The 14,931-nt window shown below is 71.1% G+C and carries 15 protein-coding genes; 10 read left to right on the forward strand and 5 right to left on the reverse strand.

Features of this window, described 5'->3' with window-relative positions:
• Window positions 1-26 precede the first annotated feature (26 nt).
• Both WBN91_RS04640 and kynU read left to right on the forward strand, forming a co-directional pair.
• Window positions 27-842: a tryptophan 2,3-dioxygenase gene (locus WBN91_RS04640; protein WP_337722673.1), complete on the forward strand. Its 816-nt coding sequence runs from the start codon at window positions 27-29 to the stop codon at window positions 840-842.
• Window positions 839-1,963 (forward strand): kynureninase, encoded by a 1,125-nt coding sequence (gene kynU, locus WBN91_RS04645; RefSeq protein WP_337722674.1) that lies wholly within the window; start codon window positions 839-841, stop codon window positions 1,961-1,963. Before WBN91_RS04640 ends, kynU begins: the two co-directional genes overlap by 4 nt.
• A 27-nt stretch (window positions 1,964-1,990) precedes the next feature.
• Here the strand turns inward: kynU and WBN91_RS04650 are convergent, their stop codons facing one another.
• Window positions 1,991-2,716 carry an oxidoreductase gene (locus WBN91_RS04650; protein ID WP_337722675.1) on the reverse strand — a complete coding sequence of 242 codons (726 nt, stop codon included), beginning with the start codon at window positions 2,714-2,716 and terminating at the stop codon, window positions 1,991-1,993.
• Window positions 2,717-2,808: 92 nt separating this feature from the next.
• On the opposite strand from WBN91_RS04650, the gene WBN91_RS04655 reads away from it, so the two are divergent.
• The 5 genes from WBN91_RS04655 to WBN91_RS04675 all read left to right on the forward strand — a co-directional run bounded on the left by WBN91_RS04655 (window position 2,809) and on the right by WBN91_RS04675 (window position 8,599).
• Window positions 2,809-3,378: a GNAT family N-acetyltransferase gene (locus tag WBN91_RS04655; RefSeq protein WP_337722676.1), complete on the forward strand. Its 570-nt coding sequence runs from the start codon at window positions 2,809-2,811 to the stop codon at window positions 3,376-3,378.
• A gap of 201 nt (window positions 3,379-3,579) precedes the next feature.
• Window positions 3,580-5,565, forward strand: coding sequence for an acetate--CoA ligase (acs, locus tag WBN91_RS04660; protein WP_337722677.1), 1,986 nt, complete (start codon window positions 3,580-3,582; stop codon window positions 5,563-5,565).
• Between the two features lie 243 nt (window positions 5,566-5,808).
• On the forward strand, window positions 5,809-7,005 hold the full coding sequence (gene nhaA / locus WBN91_RS04665; RefSeq protein ID WP_337722678.1) for a Na+/H+ antiporter NhaA: 1,197 nt from the start codon (window positions 5,809-5,811) through the stop codon (window positions 7,003-7,005).
• Window positions 7,006-7,181: 176 nt separating this feature from the next.
• Window positions 7,182-7,658 (forward strand): phage holin family protein, encoded by a 477-nt coding sequence (locus WBN91_RS04670; RefSeq protein ID WP_337722679.1) that lies wholly within the window; start codon window positions 7,182-7,184, stop codon window positions 7,656-7,658.
• An 8-nt stretch (window positions 7,659-7,666) separates the two neighbouring features.
• Window positions 7,667-8,599 (forward strand): alpha/beta fold hydrolase, encoded by a 933-nt coding sequence (locus WBN91_RS04675; RefSeq protein WP_337722680.1) that lies wholly within the window; start codon window positions 7,667-7,669, stop codon window positions 8,597-8,599.
• A 1-nt stretch (window position 8,600) separates the two neighbouring features.
• On the opposite strand, the gene WBN91_RS04680 is transcribed toward WBN91_RS04675, so the two are convergent.
• Genes WBN91_RS04680 through nth form a run of 4 tightly spaced genes read right to left on the reverse strand, consistent with a single transcriptional unit; the run spans window position 8,601 to window position 11,812 of the window.
• On the reverse strand, window positions 8,601-9,788 hold the full coding sequence (locus WBN91_RS04680) for a MarP family serine protease (RefSeq protein WP_337722681.1): 1,188 nt from the start codon (window positions 9,786-9,788) through the stop codon (window positions 8,601-8,603).
• A gap of 16 nt (window positions 9,789-9,804) precedes the next feature.
• Window positions 9,805-10,467 (reverse strand): NUDIX hydrolase, encoded by a 663-nt coding sequence (locus WBN91_RS04685; RefSeq protein ID WP_337722682.1) that lies wholly within the window; start codon window positions 10,465-10,467, stop codon window positions 9,805-9,807.
• Entirely contained in the window at window positions 10,464-11,045 is a 582-nt protein-coding gene (locus WBN91_RS04690) for a TlpA family protein disulfide reductase (RefSeq protein WP_337722683.1), read from the reverse strand. Before WBN91_RS04690 ends, WBN91_RS04685 begins: the two co-directional genes overlap by 4 nt.
• Entirely contained in the window at window positions 11,042-11,812 is a 771-nt protein-coding gene (gene nth / locus WBN91_RS04695) for an endonuclease III (RefSeq protein ID WP_337722684.1), read from the reverse strand. Before nth ends, WBN91_RS04690 begins: the two co-directional genes overlap by 4 nt.
• A gap of 194 nt (window positions 11,813-12,006) precedes the next feature.
• Between nth and WBN91_RS04700 the strand changes: the two genes are divergently transcribed.
• The 3 genes from WBN91_RS04700 to WBN91_RS04710 all read left to right on the forward strand — a co-directional run bounded on the left by WBN91_RS04700 (window position 12,007) and on the right by WBN91_RS04710 (window position 14,861).
• Window positions 12,007-12,258, forward strand: a complete 252-nt coding sequence (locus tag WBN91_RS04700) for a hypothetical protein (protein WP_015097743.1) — start codon at window positions 12,007-12,009, stop codon at window positions 12,256-12,258.
• Between the two features lie 192 nt (window positions 12,259-12,450).
• On the forward strand, window positions 12,451-13,125 hold the full coding sequence (locus WBN91_RS04705) for a Crp/Fnr family transcriptional regulator (protein ID WP_015097742.1): 675 nt from the start codon (window positions 12,451-12,453) through the stop codon (window positions 13,123-13,125).
• 497 nt (window positions 13,126-13,622) lie between these two features.
• Complete coding sequence (locus WBN91_RS04710) at window positions 13,623-14,861, forward strand: MFS transporter (protein ID WP_337722686.1); 1,239 nt, start codon at window positions 13,623-13,625, stop codon at window positions 14,859-14,861.
• The last annotated feature ends 70 nt before the right edge of the window (window positions 14,862-14,931 follow it).

The following is a 14,931-nucleotide window of genomic DNA, read 5'->3' on the forward strand; positions in this document are numbered from 1 at the left end:
CTATTCGGGCAGCCATCATGAAGGGCATGAACTGCCCGGTCGCCCCCAAACTGGACTTCGGCGGCACGACGCCGTACGAGGACTACGTGCACGCCTCGGTCCTGCACTCGCTCCAACAGCAGTGGTCCAAGGACCCGCGGGAGATGTCGTTCCTGGTGATCACCCAGGTGATGGAGCTGTACTTCGGCCTGCTGTGCTTCGAGTGGCGGCAGGCGCAGAAGGAGCTGCGGGCCGACGACCTGCGGGCCGCCGTGCGCACGCTGCACCGCAGCGACCTGCACATGCAGGCGCTCAACGCGGCGTGGCGGCCGATCGCCCGGATGACGCCCGGCGAGTTCAACGCCTTCCGGGACGCCCTCGGCGAGGGGTCCGGTTTCCAGTCCGGTCGCTACCGCGAGGTGGAGTTCCTGCTCGGCGAGAAGTCCCGCTCGATGCTCGTCCCGCACCGCGCGGTGCCCGCCCAGCACGACGCCCTGGAGGCGCTGCTGGCCGAGCCGAGCCTGTACGACGACGTCCTCGCCGCCCTCCACCGCCAGGGCCTGGACATCCCCGCCGAGGTGCTCGACCGCGACTTCAGCGAGCCCTACCAGCCCAACGCCGACGTCGAGCGGGTGTGGACCGAGATCTACCGGTCCGGGTCGCGGGACCTCCTCGAACTCGGCGAGGCGTTGACCGACATCGCCGAGGAGTTCGCCCGCTGGCGCTACGACCACCTGCTGGCCACCCGCCGTTCGATGGGCTCGAAGGTCGGCACCGGCGGCTCCGCGGGGGTTGCGTGGCTGGAGAAGCGCACGCAACGCTCGATCTTCCCGGAACTGTGGACCGCGAGGAGCTACGTGTGAACCGAGACCCCTTGGCGCATGTGCGCGACCTGTTCGACCTGGACGACGACGTCGTCTACCTCGACGGCAACTCGCTCGGCGCACCGCCCAAGAACGTCGCCGAACGCGTCCAGGAGGTCGTCAAGCACCAGTGGGGCGCGCGGCTCATCCGCAGCTGGTCCGAGGGCTGGTGGGAGGCGCCGGAGCGGGTCGGCAACCGGGTCGGGCGGCTGGTCGGCGCGGCGGCCGGGCAGGTCGTCGTGTGCGACTCGACCAGCGTGAACCTGTTCAAGGCGCTGATGGCGGCGGTCCGCAGCACCGACCGGTCCGAGATCGTCGTGGACGCCGGCACGTTCCCCACCGACGGCTACATCGCGCAGTCCGTGGCGGAGCTGACCGGTCTGGCCCTGCGCCCGGCCGACCCGGACCGCCTGGACCTGCGCGACACCACGGCGGCCGTGCTGCTCAACCACGTCGACTACCGGACCGGCCGCCTCCACGACATGGCCGCGTTGACCGAGCAGGCGCACGCGGTGGGCGCGAAGGTCGTCTGGGACCTGTGCCACAGCGCCGGCGTGCTGCCGATCGAGCTGGACGCGCTGGGCGTGGACCTCGCCGTGGGCTGCACCTACAAGTTCCTCAACGGCGGTCCCGGCTCGCCCGCGTTCATCTACGTGCCGACCAAGGCGCAGCACGGGTTCCACCAGCCGCTGACCGGGTGGACGGGCCACCAGGTGCCGTTCGCGATGCAGCCGGACTACACCCCCGACCCCGGCGTGTCCCGGGCGCGGGTCGGCACGCCGGACATCCTGTCCATGCTGGCCCTCGACGCGGCACTGGACGTCTGGGACCAGGTCGACCTCAAGGACGTCCGCGCCAAGGGCCTCGCGCTCACCGCGCACTTCATGGACCTCGTCCGGGACCTGCCCGGTATCGAGGTCCTGACCCCCGCCGACGAGTGGCGCGGCCACCAGGTGTCCCTGCGCCACCCGAGGGCCGGCGCGCTGATGGACGCGCTGATCGAGCGGAACATCATCGGCGACTTCCGCGCGCCGGACGTGCTCCGCTTCGGCTTCGCCCCGCTCTACAACACCTTCGAGGACGCCGACCGCGCGGCGACGACCCTCAAGGAACTGCTCTAAGGAACTGCTCCAACGAAGCCGGAAGTGCTACGAAGCGGCGGCGTCCGCGATGCTCCGTGCCTCGCGGGCGCCGGCTTCCAACGCCGAGCACCAGAACGTGATCCACTGCGCCACGCCCTCGGGGTCGCCGGTGGAGAACCCGTGCAGGGCCACCGCGTAGTCGTTCTGCCGCCGCAGGCAGTGGACCTCGGGCACACCCAGCGACTTCGGGTCCAACCCGGTGGCGATCGACGCCAGCCGCGAGGCCGCCCGCGCGACCACGCCGTTGGCGGTCGGGAACGGCGACAACGCCATCAGCTCGCCGTGCACCACGGCCACCACCAGCGGCCCCGGCACGGACGTCCCGCCGGTGACCAACCCGGCCAGCAGGTCCAGCCGCTCGGAGATGCCCGGCGCGACCCGCGGACGCCCGAGTTCGGCGCCCAGGTCCGCCCCCGCCAGGACGTGCAGCTTCGCCAGCGCCTGCAACGGCGCGCGCTGCCACGTCGGCAGGATGGTGCCCAGCGACTCGGCCACCCGCAGCGCCCCCGCCAGCACGGGGTCGGACACCGACCCGTCCGTGGGGATCTCGGTCGGCCCGCCGTCCAGCGCCGCCGACGCGCGGGCGGCGCGCACGGAGGCCTCGGCGGCGGTGGTCGCCCAGCCGCGCAGGTTGACGCGGTGGCGGTGCACCTGGAAGACGGCGTCGCGGGCGGTCTGGACGGCCTCGGGCACACCGGGCAGGTCCAGCAGCGGGGCGAGCGGATCGGTCACGCCGGGAAACACTACTCGCCGGTAAGTGGCTATCTGAAATTGCCGAGAATTGGCCATGTCACATAGCCACTACAGGCCCTACCGTCCGAAGCATGACCTGGTACGACCGCCCCACGCTGACCGGTGAGCACGTCCGCCTCGAACCGCTCGGCCTCCACCACGCCGAAGGCCTGCTGGAAGCCGGCAAGGACCCGGAGATCTTCCGCTGGCTCAGCGTCCGCCAGCCGCAGAGCCTCCAGGAGGCGCGGGACATGGTCGCCGCCGCCATCAACGACCCGAACCGCCGCGCGTGGGCGCAGATCGACACCCACACCGAGGAGGTCGCCGGCACGACCTCGTACTACGAGATCGACCCCAAGAACCGCGGCCTCTACATCGGCTACACGTGGATCGGCGCGCGCTGGCAGCGCACCGCCCTCAACCGCAATGCCAAGCTCCTGCTGCTGACCAGGGCTTTCGAGGTGCTCGGCGCCCACCGCGTCGGCTGGCACACCGACGGGCGCAACGAGCGGTCGCAGCGGGCCATCGAACGGCTCGGCGCCACCCGCGAAGGCGTGCTCCGGGTGCACAAGATCCGACCGGACGGGACCCTGCGTGACACCGTTGTCTACTCGATGACCGCCGCCGAGTGGCCGGCCGCCAAGGCGCGCTTGAGCGCGTGACGCGGGTCACGGGTGGTGCCGCTGGTCGCAAGGCATGTGTCGTTCGGCGGATAAACCGTGGTCAGCGGACCGGCCACCGGTTACACAGTTGCCAACAGGTTTCGAACCCGTCGAAATTGGTCTGAACCTTTTGGGTGCGCAGTGAGCTGAATCGCACTACCTTTCAGTGCGCACCCCTCGGATTCAGGAGGTCCGCCCACCATGACCCAGCCGCAAGCCCAGGGACCAGCCCTGGACAACCTGCTGACGGAGAACCGGACGTTCCCGCCCAGCCCGGAGTTCGCCGCGCAGGCGAACGCCACCGCCGAGCTGTACGAGGAGGCGAAGGCCGACCGCGAGGCGTTCTGGGCGAAGCAGGCGGAGCGGCTGAGCTGGGACACCAAGTGGACCCAGGTGCTGGACTGGTCGAACGCGCCCTACGCGAAGTGGTTCGTGGGCGGCAAGCTCAACGTCGCCTACAACTGCGTGGACCGCCACGTCGAGTCCGGCCACGGCGACCAGGTCGCCATCCACTGGGAGGGCGAGCCCGGCGACAGCCGCGCCATCACCTACGCCGAGCTCCAGCGTGAGGTGTCCAAGGCCGCCAACGCCCTGATCGAGCTGGGTGTGGGCGCCGAGGACCGGGTCGCCATCTACATGCCGATGGTGCCCGAGGCGATCTTCTCGATGCTCGCCTGCGCCCGCTTGGGCGCGCTGCACAGCGTCGTGTTCGGCGGCTTCTCCGCCGAGGCGCTGCGCACCCGCATCGAGGACTCGCAGGCCAAGCTGGTGATCACCACCGACGGCCAGTACCGCCGCGGCAACCCGGCCGCGCTCAAGCCCGCCGTGGACGAGGCCGTCGCCAACGCCGGGAGCGTCGAGCACGTCCTGGTGGTCAAGCGGACCAACACCGACGTCGAGTGGACCGAAGGTCGCGACGTCTGGTGGCACGACCTGGTCGACAAGCAGTCCGACCAGCACACCCCGGAGGCGTTCGACGCCGAGCACCCGCTGTTCATCCTGTACACGTCGGGCACCACGGGCCGCCCCAAGGGCATCCTGCACACGTCCGGCGGCTACCTGACGCAGGCGTCCTACACGCACCACAACGTGTTCGACCTCAAGCCGAACACCGACGTCTACTGGTGCACCGCCGACATCGGCTGGGTCACCGGCCACAGCTACATCGTCTACGGCCCGCTGTCCAACCGCGTCACCCAAGTCGTCTACGAGGGCACGCCGAACACCCCGCACGAGGGCCGGCACTGGGAGATCGTGCAGAAGTACGGCGTCTCCATCTACTACACCGCGCCCACGCTGATCCGCACGTTCATGAAGTGGGGCGCGGACATCCCCGCCAAGTACGACCTGTCGTCGCTGCGCGTGCTGGGCAGCGTCGGCGAGCCGATCAACCCCGAGGCGTGGATCTGGTACCGCGAGACCATCGGCGCGGGCAAGACGCCCGTCGTGGACACGTGGTGGCAGACCGAGACCGGCGCGATCATGATCTCGCCGCTGCCCGGCGCGACCTCGACCAAGCCCGGTTCGGCGCAGCGCCCGCTGCCCGGCATCGGCGCGAAGGTCGTCGACGACCAGGGTGTCGAGGTGCCGCACGGCGGTGGCGGCTACCTGGTGCTGGACGAGCCGTGGCCGTCGATGCTGCGCGGCATCTGGGGCGACGACGAGCGCTACCGCGACACCTACTGGTCGCGGTTCGGCGAGCAGGGCTACTACTTCGCCGGCGACGGCGCGAAGTACGACAACGACGGCGACATCTGGCTGCTGGGCCGCGTGGACGACGTGATGAACGTGTCCGGGCACCGGATCTCCACCACCGAGGTCGAGTCCGCGCTGGTCTCCCACCCGACCGTGGCGGAGGCGGCGGTCGTCGGCGCGACCGACCCGACCACCGGCCAGGGCATCGTCGCGTTCGTCATCCTGCGCGGCGGGGTGGCCGACGAGGCGTCCGGCGCGGACGCGATCAAGGCGCTGCGCGACCACGTGGCCAAGGAGATCGGCCCGATCGCGAAGCCGCGGCAGATCATGGTCGTGCCGGAGCTGCCCAAGACGCGGTCCGGCAAGATCATGCGCCGCCTGCTGCGCGACGTGGCGGAGAACCGGGCGATCGGCGACGTGACGACGCTGGCCGACTCGTCGGTGATGGACCTCATCTCCAGCGGCCTGAAGTCGGGCGCTTCGGAGGACTGACCAGCGAGGCCGCGTCGGCTTGTCGCGTCGGCTTTCCCGACGATCAGCTTTTCCGATCGGCGGGAAAGGCGGCGCGACGAGCCGACTACCAGGCGGCCTCGCCCGCGACGCCGGAGGCGGCGCTATTCAACACAGCCCTTCTTTCGTTGGCGGCACCCACGTTCGTGTTAAGGTTCCGCATTGGTGAGCCGGGAAGTCTGGTCGGCACGAGGATGACCTGTAGCCGATCGCCCCGGAGTCCGCATGAACCGCAAGCGCCAAGTCGTCGCCGAGTTCGCCCGTTACCTGCGCACCGAGACCGTCGGCGGCATGGTGCTGCTCGCCGCCACCGCCGTCGCGCTGCTGTGGGCCAACTCCCCGTTCAGCGGGGCGTACGAGGCGTTGCGCGACTTCCACATCGGACCCGAGTCGCTCCACTTGAGCCTGAGCGTCGGCGACTGGGCCAAGGACGGTCTGCTCGCGATCTTCTTCTTCGTCGCCGGGCTGGAGCTCAAGCGCGAGCTGGTGATCGGCGAGCTGAACAACTTCAAGGCCGCGATCCTGCCCGTGGTGGCGGCGGTCGGCGGGATGGTCGTGCCCGCGGTGGTCGCCCTCGGGATCGGGTGGGGCGAGCCGGGGATCGAGCGGGCGTGGGCGATCCCGGTGGCGACGGACATCGCGTTCGCGCTGGGCGTCCTGGCGATCACCGCGTCCGGGCTGCCGAGCAGCCTGCGGGTGTTCCTGCTGAGCCTGGCCGTGGTGGACGACCTGGGCGCGATCTTCCTCATCGCCGTGCTGTTCACCGCTTCCTTCAACGTGGTGGCGGCGCTGATCGCGGTGGCGTTGTTGGGCTTGTACGCGTTCTTGCAGCACAAGCGGGTCACGTCGCCGTTCTTGTACGTGCCGCTCGCGGTCGGGACTTGGGTCGCGGTGCACGAAGCCGGTGTGCACGCGACCATCGCCGGTGTGGCACTGGCCCTGCTGACCCGCGTCCGCAAGGACCACTACGAGCACGAGGCGCCCGCGCTGCGGCTGGAACACCGGTTGCAGCCGTGGTCGGCCGGGGTGGCGGTGCCGGTGTTCGCGCTGTTCGCGGCGGGTGTGCCGGTGAACGGCGAGGCGTTGGGCGCGTTGTTCTCGGACAAGCTGGCGCTGAGCGTGATGCTCGGGCTGGTGGTGGGCAAGCTGGTCGGGATCGTCGGGGCGTCCGCGCTGGCGGTGTGGTTCAAGGCGGCCGTGTGGCCCAACGGCGCGGGGTGGCGGGACATCATCGCCGTCGCGATGCTCGGCGGGGTCGGGTTCACGGTGAGCCTGTTGATCGCCGATCTCGCGTTGGACGGTGCAGCGGCTGAACAGGCGAAAGCCGCAGTACTAATCGCCTCCATGACCGCTTCCTTGTTGGCAGCGGTTTTGTTGGTAAGGCGCAGTCGCGTGCATCAGCGCTCAGACGAAGACGCATAGAGCTGTGTTGAACGGCGCCGCCTCCGGCGTCGCGGCTCGGCCGCCTGGTAGTCGGCTCGTCGTGCCGTCTTCCGCTCCGATCGGAAGAGCTGATCGGAGCGGAAGACGGCACGACAAGCCGACGCGGCCTCGCGGGTCGGACGGCCGGGTCGGAGCGTGCATGGCACGATGACGTCGTGACCAGCGCTCGGGAGAACACCAACGGCAGCGGGCTGCCACCTGTTCCGTCGATCCCGTTGACCGCGGAGAGCGCGGCGAAGATCGCGGAGGAAACGTCCATCGGCGGGTTGGTCCGGGACGCCACGGCACACCTGTCCACCTTGGTGCGTGCCGAGGTCGAGCTGGCCAAGTCGGAGATCGCCGGCGAGGTGAAGAAGGGCCTCAAGGGCAGCGTCTTCTTCGTCCTGGCGCTCACCGTGCTGGCGTTCAGCATGTTCTTCCTGTTCATGGCCTTGGGCTTCGGCCTGCACGACCTGTTCGGGCTGGGGCTGGGCTGGTCGTTCCTGATCGTCTTCGGCCTGATGTTCCTCACGGCGGTCGCGTTCGGGTTCCTGGGCTACCGCAAGGTGCGGAAGATCAGGGCGCCGCAGCGGACCATCGACTCGGCCAAGGACACCGTCGCGGCCCTCCGCCACCGCGGCGACGGGTCCTGAGCCGCGCCGTGCGGCTGCCGCCGGACCCGTCCACCGCCCGGGTCGCCGGACCCTGGGCCCACCGGGACGTGTCCGCCAACGGCATCCGCCTGCACGTGGCCGAACTGGGCGACGGCCCGCTCGTCCTGCTGCTGCACGGGTTCCCGGAGTTCTGGTGGACCTGGCGGCACCAGCTCGTGGCGCTGGCCGAGGCCGGGTACCGGGCGGTCGCCGTGGACCTGCGCGGCTACGGCGACTCGGACAAACCGCCGCGCGGCTACGACGGGTTCACCCTCGCCGGCGACATCGCGGGACTGGTGAAGGCGCTCGGCGCGGCCCGCGCCCACCTGGTCGGGCACGCCTGGGGCGGCATGCTCGCGTGGACGGTCGCCTCGATGCACCAGCGGCTGGTCGACTCGATCACCACCATCGCCGCACCGCACCCGCTGGCGCTGCGCCACGCGATCCGCCGCCACCCGCGCGGGCAGGGCCGGGCCAGCGGGCACGTCTTCCGGTTCCAGCTCCCGGTGTACCCGGAGCGGTGGCTCACCGCCGACGGCGGCGCGGCGGTCGCCCGGCTGCTCACCGCGTGGTCCGGTCCGAAGTGGACGGTGTCGCCGGAGTTCGACGAGGTGGTGCGGCGCAACCGGGAGGCGGTGCTGGTGCCCGGCGTCGCGCACTCCGCGATGGAGTACTTCCGGTGGGCGGTGCGCTCCCAGCTGCGCGGCGACGGCCGGCGCTTCGCCGAGGCCGTGGACCGGCGGCTGGACGTGCCGGTGCTCCAGCTGCACGGGGCGCAGGACCCGGTGATGTTGGAGTCCACGGCGGCCGACTCGGGCCGTTGGGTCGGTGCGGGCTCGCGGTTCCGCGCCCTGCCCGAGGTCGGCCACTTCCCGCACCAGGAAGCGCCGAACACGACCAACGGGCTGATCACCGGGTTCCTGGCCGCAGTGCAGCCCTGATTCAGGAAGCGCAGGTCTGGGTCGACGCGCGGCGGACCATCGTCGGGGCCTTCGCGACCTCGTCGGCCACTTCCTGCGCGGTCAGCACGAAGCCGGTCTCCTGGTCGTCCACGGCCGCGCCGAACACGACGCCGATCACGCGGCCCTGCGGGTCCACCAGGGGACCGCCGGAGTTGCCGCTGCGGACCTTCGCCCGGACCGTGTAGACGTCCCGGGTCACGGTGGTGGCGTCGTAGATGTCCGGACCGCGCAGCATCTTGATCCGCTCCCGGACCCGCGCCTCGGACGCCGTGTACGGGCCGTCCAGCGGGTAGCCGAGCACGATCCCGTCCTCGCCCTGCTTGATCTCGTCGGTCCGGAAGTCCAGCGGCGCGGCCTCCAGGTCCGGCACGGCCAGGATCGCGATGTCGGTCTGGGCGTCGTAGTGCACGACAGTCGCGTCGAACTGCCCGCGGCCCACCTCCACGGTCACCTCCGTGGTGCCGGCGACCACGTGCGCGTTCGTCATCACCCGCTCGGGGGAGATCACGAACCCGGTGCCCTCCAGCGCCCGCGAACACGACGGCGCACGACCGCGCACCTTCAACACCGACGGGCGAAGCCTCTGCACGACCGGGTTGGCCGCCAGCGCCGGGTCCGGCGGGCCGACCTCGGCCAACGGGGTCCGGTTGAACGGGTCCATCGCCGCCGGGAACCCCGACACGTCGAACAGGTTGCGCAGGTCCTCGGACAGCGTCCGGGCCGCCTGCGGCATGGTGTCGTTGACCGTCGACAGGATCACCGACTGGTTGAGCGCCTTGGCCAGCGAAGGCAGCCCGGCGACCATCGTCAGCGGCAGCGCGATCATCCACGCCACCACGAACACCACCGCGCCCTGCACGATCGCGCCCAGCGCGTTGTCCGCGCCGCGCAGCGGGCTGGAGTTGACCCGGGCCTTGAGCATCCGGCCCACGTACACGCCGAGCGTCTCGCCCAGCGCGACCAGCAGCACGACGATGCCGACCGCGAACACGACCTTGGTGACGACGTTCTCGAACTGCGACACGACCAGCGGGGCGAGTTGCGTGCCCAGCACCAGGCCGACCAGGACGCCGACGAACGCGGGCAGCGCGACGACCATGCCCTGCCGGGCGCCCGAGACCGCCGCGAAGGCGGCCAGCGCCAGCACCAGCAGGTCAACCCAGTTCACGCCGCTCAACCCTCCGTCACGTAGCGCGCAACGCTAGCTCAAGGTCGCGCACATCGGTGGCATCCCACGGCCTTTCCCAGCCACCCAGTGCGAGCAGGCCGTTGAGCAGGCCCGCCGTGAACCCCCACACCAACATGCCCGGCGCGGAGAACGCCGGTCCGACGAACCCCGACGAGTGGGTCACCCGGAACCGGTTGGCCGGGTCGGCGAGGTGCGCGATCGGCACCCGCGCCACGGCCGCGGTCTCCGCCGGGTCCACCGGGGCGACCGGCGACGGCTCGTCCCAGTGCGCGAGGACCGGCGTCACCACGAAGCCGGACACCGGCACGTACAGCTTCGGCAGCGTCGCGACCGGCCGCACGCCCTCGCGCAGCACGCCGGTCTCCTCGAACGCCTCGCGCAGCGCCGTGTCCACCGGTCCGTCGTCGGTCGGGTCGGCCGCGCCGCCCGGGAAGGCGACCTGGCCGGGGTGCGAGCCGAGCGTGTCGGCGCGGCGCAGCAGCAGCACGTCCGGGCCGTTCGGGCCGTCGCCGAACAGCATCAGCACGGCGGCCTCGCGGCCCGTGCCGTCCGGCGGAGGGGAGATCCGGGTGAAGGCCCGGTGGTCGATCTCGGCGGTCGCCTTGACCAACCCGCTCATCCACTCCGGCACGTCCTCCGGCGACACCAGGGCGGTCATCCGACCACCTCGCGCACCTGCTCGACGCTCGTGAGCAGCGGGTGCCGGGTCACCTCGGCGACCGACCCGTCCGCGCCCACGACATAGCTCTTGGGCAGCTGGGGCGGCGCGCCGAACGCCTTGCGCACCGCGTCGGCCTCGCTGAACACCGCGGGCAGGTGCACCCCCAGCTTCGTCAGCAGCTCCAGCCCGTCCCCCTCCTTGCTCTGCACCAGCACGATCAGCACCGGGACCGCTCCGGGTTCCCGCGCGTACGCGTCCAGCACCCGCAGCTCCTCGTGACAGGGAACGCACCAGGTGGCCCAAAAGTTCACCAGCGCCTTGCCGGGCAGGGCCGCGGCCACGTCCACCTGCTGCCCGTCGCCCAGGCACGTGGCCGCCACACCGCGCAGCACCGCCGGACCGCCTTCACCGCGCGGGCACGGGTCCAGCGCGGCCTTCTCCCGCGCCTGCCCCAGGTCCTTCACGGCGGCCGTCCGGGGCGGCGCGGTCTGCTCGTCGTCGCGCGGCCACAGCGCCACCGCGCCGGCGACCGCGAGGACCAGGACGACTACCGCCCACCGTGCTACCCGGCTCACGCCAACTTCTCCCCCGACCGCACCCGCTCCGCCAGCGCGATCAGGTGCGGCGCTTCCTCGCCCTTGACCAGCTTCTCGGCCTTCACGGGGTCGACCTGGCCGATGCCGTAGGAGGGGCACTGCGGCGCCAGGAAGCACGCGCCGCACGCGGGCGTCCGGGCGTGGCAGACGCGGCGGCCGTGGAAGATCGTGCGGTGCGACAGGAGCGTCCAGTCGCGGCGTTCGACGAGCCCGCCCACGGCGTGCTCGACCTTGACCGGGTCCTCCTCCTCGGTCCAGCCCCAGCGGCGGACCAGGCGGCCGAAGTGGGTGTCCACGGTGATCCCGGGCACGCCGAACGCGTCGCCCAGCACCACGTTGGCGGTCTTGCGGCCGACACCGGGCAGCGTGACCAGGTCGGTGAGCTTGCCGGGCACCTCGCCGCCGAACCGCTCGACCAGCGCCGAGCCGAGCCCGATCAGCGAGGTCGCCTTGTTCCGGTAGAAGCCGGTGGGCCGGATGAACTCCTCCAGCTCGGTGCGGTCGGCGGAGGCGTAGTCGGCGGCCTTGCGGTAGCGCTGGAACAGGGCGGGCGTGACCTGGTTCACCCGGACGTCGGTGGTCTGCGCGGAGAGGACGACCGCGACCAGCAGTTCGAGCGGGTTGGTGAAGTCCAGCTCACAGTGGGCGTCGGGGTACCCGATCTCCAGCAGTCGGACCACCTTGCGCGCCCGCCGCGTGCGGCCCAGCTGGGTCTCGGGTTTCTTCGCCGTGCTACGCGCCGCCATGCGAGAAAGGCTACTGCGTCTCATAGTGGAGCCGGTTGGCCGAACGGAACCTTGGGTAGTCGATAGGCGAAGCGCAAGAGGGACGCAACCGGCGGGGCCGGGCGCACGTCCACCACATACAACGACGAGCTCAACACGCCGTAGTGACCCCCTCGCACGCGCGTCCTGGGGGATGCGCAAGGATCGGAGCCATCATGACTGCCTGGTTCGTCATCGCCGTTCCGATCGTGATCATGTTCTTCGCGCTCTTCATGGAGCGCGTGGAAGCTCGTCTCCGCCACGTCGCCGTCCAGGAGGACGAGGTCGAGGAGTTCCTGGAGTCGGCGCGCCCCGACGAGGTCAGGGCGCTCTACGGGCACGGCATCGGCCGCGCGCTGGAGCTGTTCCGGCTGCGCCGGCTGGGCGGTCGTGCCAGGAACCTGCGTCAGCGGCGCACCCGCCGCTAGCGGGGATAGGACCGGCGAGGCCCGCGGGGCACCACCCGGCGGGCCTTATCGGGCTGTCCGGGGCTGGTCGACCGGCGCGCCGGGAGGCGATCCACGACACAGCCCTTAGACTGCACTCAGTGATCGACGGCAGCGCGCCGATCCGCCAGAAGGCGGAACGCACTCGACCGTCGCGTCGACAGGAGGGACGAGGTGGACGAGACCCTGGCCCGCGCGGGCATCTTCCAAGGGGTTGAACCGGCGGCAGCGGAGGCACTGGCGCAGACGCTGGAGTCCGTTGAATTCCCGCGTGGCCATGTGATCTTCGCGGAAGGCGAGCCGGGCGACCGGCTCTACATCATCCAGTCCGGCAAGGTGAAGATCGGCCGCAAGTCGCCCGACGGCCGGGAGAACCTGTTGGGGATCTTCGGACCCTCCGACATGTTCGGCGAGCTGTCGATCTTCGACCCGGGCCCCCGCACGTCCACCGCGACGACGGTGACCGAGGTGCGCGCGGTGAGCATGGACCGCCCCGCGCTGCGGCAGTGGATCACCAACCGGCCGGAGATCGCCGAGCAGCTGCTGCGCGCCCTGGCGCGCCGCCTGCGGCGGACGAACTCCATGCTGGCGGACCTGATCTTCACCGACGTGCCCGGCCGCGTGGCGAAGGCCCTGCTCCAGTTGGCGCAGCGGTTCGGCAGCCAGGAGGCGGGCCTGCTGCGGGTCACGCACGACCTGACGCAGGAGGAGATCGCCCAGTTCGTGGGCGCGTCCCGCGAAACGGTGAACAAGGCCCTGGCCGACTTCGCCCACCGCGGCTGGCTCCGCCTGGAGGGCAAGAGCGTCCTGATCCTGGACCCGGAGCGCCTGGCCCGCCGAGCTCGATGAATCCCGACGAAGTGCAGCTAGCGCGCGCCGGCAGCTAGTAGGCACACGCGGCCCTCGAGAGACCCCTGTCGCCCCGTGCGGCGGGTCCCGCGAGGGCCGCTTCGGTTTGTGGACCGCTGGGAACCAACAAGACCGGGCGCCGCCCCCGACGCGGCGCACCGGTCTTGTCGTGTGCGCGGCCCATCCCCCGACAGACCACGCCTCTCCACACATCCGGTACCGCAGGCCCCGACCCTCAGGCACCGGAAGGAGGTCTGGTTACCCCCGCTGACCTCGATCGAAACCGGTCGGCGGGCTCTTCGTCCACGATCGCACGGCGGTCCCCCCGGAACTCAAGCGCATTCACCCTCAAGGACCCGCTGTTCAGCGGTTCCGTTGCATGGTTTCACCCGGTCATCCCATTGTTGTGACCGAACCGCAACATTCCGTGCCCCCGGTGACGGACCTAACCGGTAAAAAGCTGGTACGGGCGTACCAAAGACGGCATACTGGTACACATGTCCCACTCTGCCCGCCTCTCCGACTACCGCACCGCCCTGACCACCCCCGGCATGCGCGGCCCCGTGGTCGCGTCGCTGCTCGCCCGGCTGCCCATCGCGATGGTCGGCCTGTCGCTGCTGCTCTACGTGCAGCGGATGACGGGCTCGTTCGCGGCGGCCGGTCTGGTGTCCGCGGCGTCGCTGATCGGTGTCGCGGTGGGGTCGATCGTGCAGGGCAGGCTGATGGACCGCCTCGGCCCCACCCGACCGCTGGTCACCGCGGTGGGCCTGTTCGCGGTGTTCGTGACCCTCGCCGTGACGGCCGTCGAGGTCGGCGCGCCGCTGCCGCTGCTGGTGCCGCTGGCGTTCGCGGTCGGCTTCACCGAGCCGATGGTGGGCTCCGCGTCCCGGGCGCTGTGGTCGCAGATGCTGCCGCCGGGGTCCGCGCGGCACGCCGGTTACGCCTACGAGGCGATCAGCATGGAGGTCTTCTTCATCCTCGGGCCGGGTCTGTCCGGTCTGCTGGTCGCGGCCCCGTGGGCGGGCACCGGTGTGGTCGTGGGCGCGGTGTCGATGGTCGTCGGCGCGTTGTGGTTCGCCCTGAACCCGACCGTGCGCGGCGTCCGGCCCTCGCCGGCGAAGCGCAGCCTGCTCGGCGCGCTGGCGTCGCCGGGCATGCGGACGGTCGCGCTGGCCGCGCTCGGGTTCGGTGTGACGATCGGGTTCATCGAGGTCGCCGTCCCGGCCGCCGCCGCCGACGCCGGTCACGTGGGGCTGGGCGGTCTGCTGCTGAGCCTGTGGTCGGTCAGCTCGGTGCTGTTCGGCGTGCTGTACGCGATGCGGCCGTTCCCGCGGGCCATGCACCTGCGGCTGCCGGTGCTGCTGGGCGGGTTCGCGCTGCTGTCGCTGCTGCTCGCGGTGCCGACGACGCTGATCGGGCTGGGCGCGGCGCTGCTGGTCGTGGGCACGCTGATCACGCCCCAGGCCACCACCCACTCGGCGGCGATCGAACAGGTCGCACCGGTGGGGACGGCCACCGAGGCGTTCGGGTGGGTCGTGACGGCGGTGACCGTGGGGCTGGCGATCGGCCAGTCGGTCAGCGGTCAGCTCGTGGAGTCGCACGGCACCGGCACGGCCTTCGTGGCGGCGGCCGGCGCGGGTCTGCTGATCGCCGCCCTGGTGTGGGTGTTCCGCGGCACCGTGGCGGCGGGCGCTCCCCTGCCTCGGCAGGACGAGCTGGAGCTGGTGTCGCGCTGACGTGCGGCCTCCGGCCCCCGTCTCCATCGTCCCAGGTGGGTACGACAATTCCGGGTTCTTCGGCGGAGCT

This window comes from Saccharothrix sp. CCNWYY140 (genome assembly GCF_037401995.1).
In the GTDB taxonomy this organism is placed as follows: domain Bacteria; phylum Actinomycetota; class Actinomycetes; order Mycobacteriales; family Pseudonocardiaceae; genus Actinosynnema.

Coding starts and splice junctions, on each gene's coding strand:
- WBN91_RS04685 (WP_337722682.1), bottom strand. CDS start 10,467: ATGACCGCCCTGGTGTCGCCGGAGGACGTGCCGGAGTGGATGAGCGGG.
- WBN91_RS04710 (WP_337722686.1), top strand. CDS start 13,623: ATGTCCCACTCTGCCCGCCTCTCCGACTACCGCACCGCCCTGACCACC.
- WBN91_RS04640 (WP_337722673.1), top strand. CDS start 27: ATGAACTGCCCGGTCGCCCCCAAACTGGACTTCGGCGGCACGACGCCG.
- nhaA (WP_337722678.1), top strand. CDS start 5,809: ATGAACCGCAAGCGCCAAGTCGTCGCCGAGTTCGCCCGTTACCTGCGC.
- acs (WP_337722677.1), top strand. CDS start 3,580: ATGACCCAGCCGCAAGCCCAGGGACCAGCCCTGGACAACCTGCTGACG.
- WBN91_RS04700 (WP_015097743.1), top strand. CDS start 12,007: ATGACTGCCTGGTTCGTCATCGCCGTTCCGATCGTGATCATGTTCTTC.
- WBN91_RS04655 (WP_337722676.1), top strand. CDS start 2,809: ATGACCTGGTACGACCGCCCCACGCTGACCGGTGAGCACGTCCGCCTC.
- nth (WP_337722684.1), bottom strand. CDS start 11,812: ATGGCGGCGCGTAGCACGGCGAAGAAACCCGAGACCCAGCTGGGCCGC.